Annotated in this window: 11 protein-coding genes; 2 read left to right on the top strand and 9 right to left on the bottom strand. The window is 61.8% G+C overall.

What is annotated here, in order from left to right; translation table 11 throughout:
- Positions 1 to 44: 44 nt before the first annotated feature.
- From RN346_RS12735 to RN346_RS12700, 8 genes are all read right to left on the bottom strand, one after another.
- Positions 45 to 1,712 carry a methyl-accepting chemotaxis protein gene (locus RN346_RS12735; protein WP_311961310.1) on the bottom strand — a complete coding sequence of 556 codons (1,668 nt, stop codon included), beginning with the start codon at positions 1,710 to 1,712 and terminating at the stop codon, positions 45 to 47.
- Positions 1,713 to 1,866: 154 nt separating this feature from the next.
- Positions 1,867 to 3,705: an ABC transporter ATP-binding protein gene (locus RN346_RS12730; protein ID WP_311961309.1), complete on the bottom strand. Its 1,839-nt coding sequence runs from the start codon at positions 3,703 to 3,705 to the stop codon at positions 1,867 to 1,869.
- Between the two features lie 85 nt (positions 3,706 to 3,790).
- Positions 3,791 to 5,395, bottom strand: a complete 1,605-nt coding sequence (locus tag RN346_RS12725) for a gamma-glutamyltransferase family protein (RefSeq protein ID WP_311961308.1) — start codon at positions 5,393 to 5,395, stop codon at positions 3,791 to 3,793.
- 31 nt (positions 5,396 to 5,426) lie between these two features.
- A complete protein-coding gene (locus RN346_RS12720) occupies positions 5,427 to 6,941 on the bottom strand; it encodes a tripartite tricarboxylate transporter permease (RefSeq protein WP_311961307.1) in 1,515 nt (504 codons plus the stop codon).
- A gap of 16 nt (positions 6,942 to 6,957) precedes the next feature.
- Positions 6,958 to 7,428 carry a tripartite tricarboxylate transporter TctB family protein gene (locus RN346_RS12715; protein ID WP_311961306.1) on the bottom strand — a complete coding sequence of 157 codons (471 nt, stop codon included), beginning with the start codon at positions 7,426 to 7,428 and terminating at the stop codon, positions 6,958 to 6,960.
- A 62-nt stretch (positions 7,429 to 7,490) separates the two neighbouring features.
- Entirely contained in the window at positions 7,491 to 8,471 is a 981-nt protein-coding gene (locus RN346_RS12710) for a tripartite tricarboxylate transporter substrate binding protein (RefSeq protein WP_311961305.1), read from the bottom strand.
- A gap of 135 nt (positions 8,472 to 8,606) precedes the next feature.
- Entirely contained in the window at positions 8,607 to 9,137 is a 531-nt protein-coding gene (locus RN346_RS12705) for a chromate transporter (protein ID WP_311961304.1), read from the bottom strand.
- The gene (locus RN346_RS12700) at positions 9,134 to 9,709 is read right to left on the bottom strand and encodes a chromate transporter (protein WP_311961303.1); all 576 of its coding nucleotides are present in this window, start codon (positions 9,707 to 9,709) and stop codon (positions 9,134 to 9,136) included. Before RN346_RS12700 ends, RN346_RS12705 begins: the two co-directional genes overlap by 4 nt.
- A gap of 177 nt (positions 9,710 to 9,886) precedes the next feature.
- Between RN346_RS12700 and RN346_RS12695 the strand changes: the two genes are divergently transcribed.
- Both RN346_RS12695 and RN346_RS12690 read left to right on the top strand, forming a co-directional pair.
- Positions 9,887 to 10,555, top strand: a complete 669-nt coding sequence (locus RN346_RS12695; protein WP_311961302.1) for an FCD domain-containing protein — start codon at positions 9,887 to 9,889, stop codon at positions 10,553 to 10,555.
- 54 nt (positions 10,556 to 10,609) lie between these two features.
- On the top strand, positions 10,610 to 11,179 hold the full coding sequence (locus RN346_RS12690; RefSeq protein WP_263586464.1) for a DUF1415 domain-containing protein: 570 nt from the start codon (positions 10,610 to 10,612) through the stop codon (positions 11,177 to 11,179).
- On the opposite strand, the gene RN346_RS12685 is transcribed toward RN346_RS12690, so the two are convergent.
- The gene (locus RN346_RS12685) at positions 11,157 to 12,821 is read right to left on the bottom strand and encodes a diguanylate cyclase domain-containing protein (RefSeq protein ID WP_263586465.1); all 1,665 of its coding nucleotides are present in this window, start codon (positions 12,819 to 12,821) and stop codon (positions 11,157 to 11,159) included. The two genes, RN346_RS12690 and RN346_RS12685, sit on opposite strands and share 23 nt — an antisense overlap.
- Between the last annotated feature and the right edge of the window lie 86 nt (positions 12,822 to 12,907).

The raw sequence follows: 12,907 nt of genomic DNA, 5'->3' as shown, positions 1-12,907 counted from the left end.
GTTTGAAAAGGCAAACGTCACTCCCTGCTCCAGCGAGGCGGGCATCAAAAGGCGGTCCACTCGGGTTGAGCCGGCGCCGGCGAGAGGCGGCGCTCCAAAGGCCTGGAAACAGGCGGGGCGCTGGCAAGCGCGCGTGGTGTGGAAGCTTGTGACGGTGTCTCGCTGAGTTTGAATGCGCCCACCAACTCACCAAGTCGTGCCGCCTGAGCGCTAAGCTCTGCCGCCGCCGCGCTCGACTCTTCGACCATCGAGGCGTTGTGCTGCGTCATGCCGTCGAGCTCGCTCACCGCATCGTTGACCTGACCGATGCCCACGCTCTGCTCTCGGGCACCGGCGCTGATTTCTGCGATAACGTCAGAGACGCGCTCGATGCTTTTCACCATCTCTGCCATCAGCCGCCCGGTATGCTTGACCTGGCCAACGCCCACCTCGGTTCGGCTCATGGAGCTAGCGATCAGCGCGGCGATGTTGCTGGACGCTTCGCTCGAGCGGCTGGCAAGCATGCGCACCTCCTGAGCGACCACTGCAAAGCCGCGACCGTGCTCACCGGCCCGCGCCGCTTCCACCGACGCGTTGAGCGCCAGAATGTTGGTTTGAAACGCGATGCCCTCGATCAGCGTCACGATGCTGCTGATTTCCGACGACGACGTGCTGATGTCGTCCATGGTCTGCTCGACGCTCGCCATGGAGTGCTGGCCTTGCTGCGCGAGCTCGCGCGTGGAAAGCGCCAACTGATCGGCCTGTTGCGCCGAATCCGAGGCGGCCTTGACGACCGCGGCGATCTCCTCCATCGAGGCCGAGGTTTGCTGCAGGTTGGCGGCGGCCTGCTCGGTACGCGCGGAGAGTTCCTGACTGCCGGTCGCGATCTCTGTCGAGGCGTGAGTGAGGCTTGCGGTACTGGCGCTGACGCTCTGCAGCGTCTTGTCGATGTGGCGAATGAAACCATCAAAAGCGTGCGCCAGCTCGCCGATCTCGTCGCGGCGCTGGCTATCGATACGCGCGGTCAAATCGCCATCGCCGTTACTGATGTCATCGATGCGCCGGCTGATCTGACGAAGCGCCCTGGACATCATCCGAGGACCCATCACGGCAATCAGTGACGCGATGACGAACACCGCCAGGGCAAAGAGAAACGTCGCCATCTGCTGCGACTGGATACGCTCGACGACCGCCGTTTCGGCTTCGTAAATGGCGGTTTCGATGCTTTCACCTGCGATGTCATAAACGGCGCGCAGCTCGTTGAAGCGCTCGAGCGATTCACCGTTCATCAGCGCCAGTGCCTCGGTCAACTGGCCGCGTTGGTGCAGATCGAATACCTGCGACGCGCTCGAAAGCCAGGCACTGTAAAGCGCCTCGAAACCGTCGGTTTGCGATGTCAGCGCTGGATAGTCCTGCATCCGTTCGAGATAGAGCGCCATGCGCTCCTGGGCCTGCTGCGCGTTGTCGCGAAACTCGTCGAAAAGCTCGGCGGCGCGTGTCGAGCCGGCCGGCGTAAGCAGCGTCGTTACCTCGGCAAGACGTGCCTGGTAGAGGTCACGGTCGCCGTTGAGCGTGGCCGTCGAGGCAGGAATGTAGTGGTCGATAAATGTATCCAGACGATGTTTGACCGTGTTGACCAGCTGCGTGTCAGCCAGCACGACCAGAAGAAGCGACAGGGCGACGGCGATGAACACCAGCGCATACTTCACTTTTATAAGACGGAAACGGTTCATGAGAAATACTCATTAAGTAGGATATAATGAGTAGAAGGTAGTCTTAAAGTGTGAGTTATGGCGAGTGTTATACATCACTGTTCACACTTGTTTACCTTTTTGCGAGATTGAGTTGACAGGTGCGATATGACACCCCTCTTTCCCCCTCTTGATTCTATTGATAACCCTTTGCCTGCAAACGGAAAAGCTGCGCGTAGCGGCCATTTTCTGCCAGCAGTGTGTTGTGGGTGCCGCGCTCGATGATATGACCCTGGTCCATGACCAGGATCAGATCCGCGCTTCGCACGGTGGAGAAGCGGTGCGAGATCAAAATCGTCATCTTGTCGCGGCTGTGGGCGCGAAAGCGGGCGAAGACGTCGGCCTCGGCGGCGGCGTCCATGGCGGCGGTGGGCTCGTCGAGTACTAAAATATCCGCCTCCTTACGCATGTAGGCGCGCGAAAGCGCTACTTTCTGCCACTGGCCGCCGGAAAGCTCCTGACCATTTTTGAACCAGCGGCCAAGCTGGGTCTGGTAGCCGGCGGGCATCTGTTCGATGAAACCATCGGCCAGCCCAAAGTGCGCCGCCTGCTGCCAACGGCTCTGGTCATCGAAGGCGTCGATGTCGCCCACGCCCAGGTTTTCGCCCACCGGTAGCTGATAACGCACGAAGTCCTGGAAGATCACGCCGACGCGTTTTCTTAACGTCTGCGCCTCCCAATCGCGCAGGTCGCTGCCATCGAGCAGAATGCGACCTTCAACGGGCGAGTAGAGCCGCGTCAACAGCTTGATCAGCGTCGTCTTCCCCGAGCCATTTTCGCCCACCAGCGCCAGGCTCTGGCCCGGTGCCAGGTGCAGCGAAATATCGCGAAGTACGACGCGCCCATTTGGGTAGGCGAACGTGACGCTCTCGAAGCGCAGCCCGTCACCGGGCACCTTGCCTTGGGTCAGCGTGCCGCCTTCTGCCTCGGTGGGGTGTTCCAGGTAGTCGTAAAGGTTGGACAGGTAGAGGTTATCCTCGTACATGCCGCTGATCGCGGTGAGAATGGCCGACAGCGCCGACTGGCCCTGCTTGAATACCATCAGGTACATCGTCATCTGTCCAAGCGTGATCGCGCCGACCACGGTTTCGAGCACCACCCAGCCGTAGGCGATATAAAACGTGGCGGTGCCCAAAAGCCCCAGCAGAAATCCCCAGCCTTCGCGCTTGAGGGTCAAAAGCCGATCCTCGGCGAACAGTCGATCGAAGATGGCCCGGTAGCGACTCAGAAACAGCGGCTCCAGGCCGAAGAGCTTGACCTCCTTGATACTGTCCTCGCGCGCCAGCACGGTTTCCAGGTAGCTCTGCATGCGCGTTTCCGGCGAGCGCCGGCGAAAAAGGCGAAAGGCATCGCCGGAGAACTTCGCTTCAGAAACGAACACCGGCACGGCGCCGGCGGCCAGAATCAACAGCGCCCAGGGCGAAAACTGCACCAGCAGCACGCTGAAGCTACAAAGCGATATCGCGTTTTGCAGAAAGCCGAAGGTTTTGGTCACCAGCGCCAGCGGCCGCGTCGAGGCCTCGCGCCGGGCGCGGGTCAGCTTGTCGTAGAGCTCGGAGTCCTCGAACTGGGAAAGCGATAGCGTGCCCGCTTTTTCCAGAATCAGCACGTTCACCTTCTGGCCCAGCAGCGCGCGCAAAAGCGACTGCTGAGCGGCGAGCCCGCGCTGAGCCAGCGCCATCAGCGCGATGATCAGCGCCTCGAGGGCCACCAGCCACAGCACCGGCGCCAGAATGATCCAAAGCACCGGGTCCTCGGCGGCTTCAAACGTCTGCATGGCGCCGACCACGCCGTCGACGATCAGCTGGCCCACCCAGGCCGCCACCGCCGGCAGCACCCCGGCCACCAGCGTGCACAGCGCAAGCCCTAGCGTCATCCAGCGCGAGGTGTCCCACACCAGCGAAAGCGCCCGCCGGCTGTAGCGAAACACGCTGAAAAAGCCGGCAATCGACGATGTAGAGCTCAACAGGGCCATGCGAGGCGACCACCCTTAACGCGGGGAAAAGCGCCATGATGCAACGCTTTGCCCCGGACCTCCAGGTGATCCTGCGCTTATGGGCTCAAAGTGGCAGCACCGCGCCGTCGGTGCGCGGCTCGGTCCCGCCCTGGAGCACGCCGGACTCGGCATTGCGCAAAATGATCTGGCCACGGCCGAAGCTGATCGAATCGGCGACCTTGACGATTTTATGCCCCCGCCGGGCAAGCGCCAGCGCCAGGTGATTGGGGAAGTCGGCTTCGACCTCGATGGTTTTACCTTCGACCCACTTCCAGCGCGGCATGTCCAGCGCCGCCTGGGCGTTGAGCCCATCGTTCAAAAGCCCGGTGACGACCTGCACGTGGCCCTGGGGCTGCATGTAGCCGCCCATGACGCCGAAGGGGCCCACCGCCTGATCGCCTTTGGTAATAAAGCCTGGGATGATGGTGTGGTAGGTGCGCTTGTGGGGGGCGAGCGCGTTGGCGTGGTCCGGGTCGAGCGAGAAGGAGCTACCGCGGTTTTGCAGGCTGATGCCGGTTTTCGGGACGACCATGCCCGAGCCAAAGCCGTGAAAATTGCTCTGAATGAACGACACCATGTTGCCTTCCTCATCGGCGGTGGCGAGATACACCGTGCCGCCCTGAAACGGGTTGCCGTGGGTCGGGTCGACAGCCTGCTCACCAATCAGCGCGGCGCGCGATTTCAGGTACTCGTCGCTCAAGAGCTGCTCGGTGGTGTGCGCCATGGCGCCGCGCTCGGTCAAGTGCTTGAAGCCGTCCATGTAGGCGAGCTTGGTCGCCTCGATGCGCCGGTGCAGGGTCTCGACCGTATCGCTGCTCTCTTCGAGTTGGTCGAGCATACCCAGCGCCTGCAGTACGATCAGCCCGCTGCCGTTGGGCGGAATCTCCCAGATATCATGGCCCTGGTAGCGCACGCCGATCGGGTCGACCCACTCCGGCGCGTAACCGGCCAGGTCTTCCTTACGCAGCAAGCCACCGTGTTCGCGAGAAAACGCATCGATACGCTCGGCGAGCTCGCCGGTGTAAAACGTCTGGGCGCGGGTCTCGGCAATCGCCCTGAGGCTTTCGGCGTGGCCGGGGGAGGCCCATGTCTGGCCGGGCTGCGGCGCGCGGCCGTTGGGCGCGAAGGTGTCGAACCAGGCCGTAAAAGCGGGGTCATCATAAGCGCCGTAGGTATGAACCGCCTCGGCCCACATCTGATGAATCACCGGGGTGACTGCAAAACCCTCTTCAGCAAGCGCGATGGCCGGTGCCAACAGCTCGGCAAAGGGGAGCCTGCCAAAGCGCTCGGACAGCGCCGCCCAGGCGGCCGGGGCGCCGGGAATGGTGACCGGCAGCATGCCGTGACTCGGTATCCGGTCATGGCCCAGCGCTTTCATCGCCTCGATGGTGGCGGCCTTCGGCGCCTGGCCGCTGGCGTTCAATCCGTGCAGCTTCCCGTTCACCCAGACGATCGCGAAGGCGTCGCTGCCGATGCCGTTGGAGGTAGGTTCCACCACGGTCAGCGCAGCGGCGGTGGCGATCGCCGCATCCACGGCGTTGCCGCCTTGCTGCAAAATGGTGATGCCCACCTGGGCGGCCAGCGGCTGGGAGGTGGCCACCATGCCGCGCTTGCCAAAGGTGGTCATTCGCCGCGAGGCGCTGGGGTAGTAAAGAGCGTCGTGTTGCATGTCAAGTTCCTCATGGTGCGCTCTAGGGCGCTTAGGGTGTATTGCCTGTTGCTGCCTGTCTGGCGCGCCTGACCTTGCGGTCCTGATAAAGCGAGAACACGATGGACGCCGCCGCCAAGGCCAGAAACAGCGCCGACAGCGGCCGGGTCAGGAAGGTGAGCCAGTTGGCGTCGAGCTCGAGCGCGCGAAACAGCTGACGCTCCAGGTTGTTGCCCAGCACCACACCGAGTATCAGAGGCGTCAGCGGCACCTCGGCTTTCCAGAGCAGGTACCCCACCACGCCGAAGATGAACAGCACCCAGATATCGAACAGGTTGTTGTTCAGCGCGTAGGCGCCGATGGCGCAGAGCATCAGGACGACCGGTACCAGCACCTGCTGGGGAATCAACGATATTTTGGCGAACCAGCGCATCAGCAGCAGGTTGCAAAGCACCATGATGACCGCCCCCATCAGCAGACTCACGTAGATCGCGCCGACCAGCACCGGGTTTTGCTCGAACATCAAAGGACCTGGCGTGATGCCGTGAAGGATCAGGACCCCCATCATAATCGCCATGGGAAGATCGCCCGGAATGCCCAGCGCCAGCGTCGGCACGAAGGCGCCGCCGGCCACGGCGCTGTTGGAGGCTTCTGAGGCGACGATACCGCTGGGCGTGCCCTTGCCGAACTCCTCCGGATGACGAGAAAACTTCTTGGCCTGATCGTAGCTTACGAAGTTGGCCACGGTGCCCCCGGTGCCGGGCAGTGCGCCGATCAGACTGCCGATGAGCGAAGAGCGCAGGGTATTGAGCTTTTGCGCGCCCATATCCTTAAGGATAAGCCGGTAGGGAATGGTGACGTTGGTGTTGATTTTCTGCTGATCGCCTTGGGTATCGCGCAGCTTTTCGATATTGCCCAGCAGCTGTGAGAAGGCGAACACCCCGATCATGACGGGCAGAATTTCAAAGCCCGAGCCCAACGCCGGCAGGCCGAAGTCGAAACGCAGGTTGCTGTTGCGATCATACCCGACGGTCGTGATCAACAGGCCGATGGCCGCGGCCAAAAGCCCTTTCAACAGCGCACCGTTGGAAAGCCCCGCCACCAGCGTCAGCGCAAATACGATCAGCGCGGTGATCTCCCAAGGGCGAAAGTTCATGCTGAACCCGGCGATCAACGGACCGAAGAAGACCAGCACCGCCACGCTGATGATCGTGCCCAGAAACGATGCCACGATGCCGATGCCCAGTGCCCGCCCGGGTTCGCCGCGCTGGGCCATAGGGTAGCCGTCGTACACCGTGGTAATGGAAGAGGGCGTGCCCGGTATGCCCAGCATCACCCCCGAGACGATACCGCCGGAATAGCCGCCGACGAAGACCCCCACCATCAGCGACACCCCGCTGACCGGATCCATGGCGAAGGTAAACGGAAACACCACCAGAATCGCCATGGTGACGGTAAAACCGGGAATGCTGCCGCCGATGATGCCAAATAGCACGCCGATGACGATCAGACCCAGTACCGAGGGACTGCCCACTTCGGCCAGCGCCTGAAGAAAGAAATTGGTCATGAGTTGTACCTCGACGTTAGGGCAGCCAGACGTTGAGCCCGTAGCGGAAGATGACGTACAAAAGCGCCACCAGGACAACGCTGATACTCAGGTTGATGACCCACTTTCGCCGGGTGTCGATACCCAGCAGTAGCGCTTGGGAGACGATCAAAAAGCCTGCGGTCGCCATGATATAGCCGACTACTGGCAGCAGCGCCGCATAGAAGCCGAACAGCGCGAACAGCGCCAGAATGATCTTGCGTTCGTTAAGCCAGCATTTGGCGCGGCTCATGAAGGGCGATGCCACGCGTTGAGAAACCATGAAGGAGCGCACCAGCACCAGAAGTGATAGCACCGCGATGGTGACCAGCAATATGCGGGGAAACAGCGCCGAGCCATAGGGCTGCCAGGAGGTGGGCGGGCGAATCGAGCCGGACTCCACCCACATGGCAGCCACTATCACCAAAAGCGCGAGCGAAAGCGCCCGGTCTTTCGTTAGGGTAAGCATGTTCTAGGCCTCCAGCGCCTCCAGGCAGTACCTGGAGGCTTGCGTGTGACGTGACGGTCGGATCAGTTCTGAAAATCGATGTTCTCGGCCGCTTGGGAAAGTGACTGCTGATTTTCGGTCAAGAACGTCTGATACTCGTCACCGGCGAGAAAGCGCACGATCGAGCCGAACTCGTTTTCGATACGCGACTGGAGCTGCTCGTCCTCGAGCGCCTCGCCATAGGCTTGGGCGATGGTATCGATGATCTCTTGCGGAGTACCCTTGGGCGCGAAAATACCCCGGCTCGTGGAGTGATCCATCTCGATGCCCTGTTCGCGAAGGGTAGGTACATCCGGCATGCTCTTGAGGCGTTCCGGGTGCGCGATCCCCAGCGCGCGGAACGAGCCGTCTTCATAGAAGGCGCCACCGGAGGGCAAGTTGAACATGGCGAAGTCGACTTCCTGGGCCATCAGCGCCGACACCTGTTCACCGGTGTCGGGGTAGCCCACCAGGCGAATGTCGGCCATGTCGATACCCGCCTTCTGGAAGAACTGCGCCCAGAAGAAATGGTCGGTCGAGCTTGGGATCATGCTGAAGCGAGCTTGGCCCGGATGCTCGCTTACGTAGTCGGCGATCTCGTCGGCGCTTTGCACCTCGTGACCGGAATAGGTGGTCGGGATATTGATTGTCTGGGTAAGAAGCGCGACCGGCTCGAAGGCGTCATAGGAGTAATCGACCATACCCGCGAGGTTGGATAGCGCGATGGTGTCGTGGCTGCCCAGCAGCGTATAGCCGTCGGGGGTTGCATCCTTAACGTTGCGCGAACCAAGCGTTGCGCCGGCGCCGGCCATGTTGACCGGTACGATCGACTCGCCCAGAGTCTCTTCGGCTTTCTGCGACACCAAACGGAAGATGATGTCGGTAGCCCCGCCGGGGCCGTAGGGAATGATCAGGCGTATATCCTGTTCGGGGTAATCCGCTTGGGCCAGCGAACTCAACGCAAGGCCACAGCTCAGGCCGATGGCGGTCAGGGTAGTGCTTGGGAAGAGTGTGAAACGCGTCATTTTTATACACCTTTATGATTGAGGTGGTGTGTTGGGTGGCTGCCGAAACAGCCGAGTAGCGAGCGCGTGCATCCAGTTGTTGTTTTAATTGGGTACTTCTCTAACGCAGTAAGGCATCCACAACGGGGCAAGTCGTCACCCGAGCAAAAGGGCTCCATAGACCAGCGCGCCGATCACGACGAATGCCGGATGAACTTTCAGCCAGACCAGTGCTGCGGCGGCTGCGATGCCGATCAAAAGCGTATGAATGATACCGGCGCTTTCAACGCCTTCCAGAAAGAAGCCCAGCGTGAGCCAGGCCATCATGACGGCGATGACCGGGCGCACCCACTGGCTCATGCGTTTGACGCGCGGCGATTCGCGGTGGCGGTAAAGAAGGCCGAGCGCCCCGAGCATGAGCAGAAGCGACGGCACCACGGTGGCCAGCACCGCCACCAGCGCCCCCAGGGCACCGGCGACCTCATAACCGATGTAGCCGGCCATCTTGGTGGCGATAGGGCTTGGCAGCGCGTTGCCCAGTGCCAGGGTTTCGGCGAAGCCCTGGGAGGTCATCCAGCCGTAGCGACCCACCACCTCGGCCTCGATCAGCGGGATGATGGCCGGGCCGCCGCCATAGCCAATGATGTTGGGAATGAAAAACGCCAGAAAAAGCTCCCAGTAAATCATGCGGACTCCTCCGGAGGCTTTTGTCGAGCGGCGTTTGGCTTGCGCTTGGGCGAAAGGAGCGCCGAGGCGAGCAGGGCGCCGATGATGAGTCCCGGGTGGACCCCGAGCCCATAGATCAGCCCGCCGGCCACCAGGGCGATGGCAATGCTTATAAGCCAGCCAAGCGAGGCTTTGGATTTTTCCCAAAAGTCCCAGGTCAACTGACCCATCATGATCATGACCACCGGAATCACCGCCTGACCCATGCCGCGAATCCAGCCGACATCGCGGTAGCGGCTGAACACGCCGAGCATCACGATCATGGCGACGATCATCGGGCCGATCACGGCCAGCACCGACATGAGACATCCTGCCGTGCCGCCTACCCGGTAGCCTATATAGCCCGGTATCTTGGTCGCAATCGGGCCGGGCAGGGTGTTGCCGATCGCCAGAACGTCGGCAAACTCTTCGTCGGTGAGCCACGCGTGACGCTTGACTACCTCGGCATGAACCAGCGGAATCATCGACGGCCCGCCGCCGAAGCCGAAAATGCCCACGCGAAAAAAGGCCCAAAATAGTGCCGGTAGTGTCATCGAAGTGATCGCTCTTGTACGTCGTCGTTTTGTCGAAGGCTTTTGAGAAAAGCGGTGCGCCATCGTTAAAGGCGTTTTATCATATGTTTTATAAAAAAATCGATTATTTTTTTAAAGCATATCATCTCGACGATTTTTATCACCGCGTATTTCGTATCACTGTTTGGAGACGCCACCATGAACAACGATGCGCTGCCGCCTGGCGGCACGGCTTCGAGCCGCATTTTTGAGACGCTGCGTCAGGATCTGGTGCGCGGGCGCTTCGCCGCAGGAGAGAAACTGGCGATCAATGCGCTGAGAGAGCGCTATCAGGTGGGGCTTAGCCCGCTGCGCGAGGCGCTGAACAAGCTCGCCGCGTTTGGGCTGCTGGTGCAGGAGAACCAGCGTGGTTTTCGGGTGCCCGGGCTTAGCGAAGCCGAGCTCGAGGACATCACGCGGCTTCGCCTCGAGCTCGAGGGCATGGCGTTCGAGCGCGCCATCGCCCAGGGCGACGCCCAGTGGGAGGCGGACCTGCTGGGCGCGGCTCACCGGCTCAAGCGCGCGGATAAAACCCAGGACATGGGTGAGGCCTGGGAGGCGCTGCACACCCGGTTTCATCGCACGCTGGTCGCCCCCTGTGGCTCGGCATGGCTGATTCGCTTCATCGAGCAGCTCCACGACCAGTTCGACCGCTACCGCCGGCTGGGCGCCAACCCACCGGTGATCCGTCAGCCGCTGGACGATCAGCACCAAAAACTGGTGGAACTGGCGCTTGCCCGCGACGTCCAGGCCGGCCGGGAGTTGATGGACGATCATATTCGCCAATCTTTTGAGGTTGCGCTGGCGCACTACCGCCAGCACACGTAGGCTGGCGGCTATAACGGGCAGTGACGACAGAAAGTGATAATGGAAGAGGGCGCCATGGCGGTAACGGATGAGGTAGTAATCGAGCAAACGCTTTGTTGGGTACGAACGTTTATCGTCGCGCACGATATTTGCCCCTTCGCCAAGCGCGAGCTCGACGCGGATCGCGTGCGGGTGCAGGTGGTACGCTCCAAAAAGATCGAAGTGGCGCTCGAGGAGCTGGCTGCGGAGCTCGACTGGCTCACCCATCACGACGAGGTCGAAACCACGCTTCTGGTACTGCCGACGCTGTTCAAGAGCTTCGATCACTACCTGGATTTTCTCGAGCTCGCCGAACATCTGGTCGAGGAGCTCGGCTTCGAAGGTATCTTTCAGCTGGCGAGCTTTCACCCGGATTACTGCTTCGCCGATGCCGACCCGGAAGACGCCGCCAACTACACCAACCGCTCGCCCTACGCCATGGTGCACATCCTGCGCGAGGCGAGCGTCGAGAAAGCGATCGCGTTCTATGGCGATACCGACGCGATCCCCGAGCGCAACATCGAGAAGCTCTCGGCCATGGGCAGCGATGCCGCCCAGAGTGCGCTCGAGCGGTGTCGTGGCGCTAGCGGCCGGGGCGATGAATGACCAGCCGGTGCTTGCCCTGGCTTTTCGCCGCGTAGAGCGCGTTATCGGCAAGCTTTAGCACCGTCTCGATGTGCTCGCCGTGGTGCGGCCACCAGGCCGCGCCGAGGCTACAGCCGACGGTGGCCGTTTGCCCCTCGGCGAGCTGAATGGGGCGCTCGATGGCATTGAGCAGCCGCCTTCCCACTTCATGGGTGAGCGGTTCGAGATACTCCGGCTGCGTCTTGAGCACCATGACGAACTCATCGCCGCCCAGGCGTGCTACCACATCGCCGCTTCGCAGCGCGTTTTTCAGCCGGTTGGTGATCTCGATGAGCAGCAGGTCGCCAGCGTGGTGGCCAAGCTCATCGTTGACCCGCTTGAAGCCATCCAGGTCGATGTACATCACCACCATGTTCTGTAAATGGCGCTGCGCTTCGGGCACGGCGTGCTGCAGGTACTGCATCAAGAAGGCGCGGTTGGGTAGGCCGGTCAGCGGGTCACTATTGGCCAAATCCTCCAGCCGGCTGATGGTCTGGCGCTGATCCGACAGCCGCCCCACCATCTCGCGCAACGAAACGGAAAGGCGCTTGAATTCGCTGGCGCCGCGCTCCAGCGGGATGATGCCCGCCTGATCCCCCTCTCCGATACGGTCGGCGGCTTGAGCCAGGCGCTTGATCGGCGCCACGATGAAGGAGGCCCCGCACCATCCGACCGCCGCGAACACGACCGCCAGCAATAGCCCGATGCTCATGATCGCCGCTTGAAGCCGCTTGGCAGGGGCGAAGGCGTCGCTCACGGGCTGGCGACTGATCGCCACCCAGCCAAGCCCTTCGAAATCCTCGAAGCCGCCGCTTCTGGCGTAACCGGTCACGTAGCGCTGGCCGTCGGGCCAGGTTTCGACCGCCCAGCTAGGCGTGGTGTTACCCGGTCGAGGAACGTATTTGAGCGAATTCAGCGAGCGGCCCAGCAGCTCGTGTGGGCCCAAAAGCACCGTGGCGTCGCTCGAGAGCAGCAGCAGGTCGGCGTCCTGCTGCTTTTCGGCGGGCGCGAGTAGGGTGCGCTCGATGTACTCCGCCCACTCCCAGCTCAAATGAACGGCGAGCACGCCGCTGAACTCTCCTCTTCGGTCGTGCACGGGGGTGGCGATATCGACGAACTTGAGCGCTTCGCCGGTGGGGCTGGGAAGCAGGCTTGCCAGCATGACCGCTTCGTGCACATCGCCCACCCAGGGCCGGTGCTGACCTTCGACGAACACCGGGCGGTGGGCGATGGAGAGGCCCTCGAGAATGCCGTCGGTGGCCACGCGCACCGTGCCCTGGGTGTCGGTCAGCCCGATCCACGAAACGATATTGAAGCTATCCTGCAGGCGTTCGAGCTGGCGTCTGAGCACGTGTGGCTGCGTATCGCGGCCAAGCGTTTGTATGGCTAACAGCAGGTTCACCTGTTTGATGCGCGCGTCCATGCTGCGATCGAGCATGTTCACCATCTGGTAGGCGGCGCGGGAAGAGGCCGAGCCGATATGCGCTTCGAGTTGCTGAGCCGACTCCCTTGAGGCGACCCAGCCCAGCATGAGCGTCGTCGCGAACACCAGCGCGGCGATCAGGGCGATAAAGCGCGTGCGCAGTGAAAAGCGCGAGGACCACTCTGCGAAAAAATGCCCCATGGGAGAACGTTGGCCAGCCGGTTGATAAGAGCAGGCCACATTTGGCCGCCGGATATGCCTGTGAAGCTACCCTAAAAGCGCGCCGT

Source organism: Halomonas sp. PAMB 3232 (assembly GCF_031954225.1).
In the GTDB taxonomy this organism is placed as follows: domain Bacteria; phylum Pseudomonadota; class Gammaproteobacteria; order Pseudomonadales; family Halomonadaceae; genus Vreelandella.
This window is presented reverse-complemented; position numbering and strand designations above follow the sequence as displayed.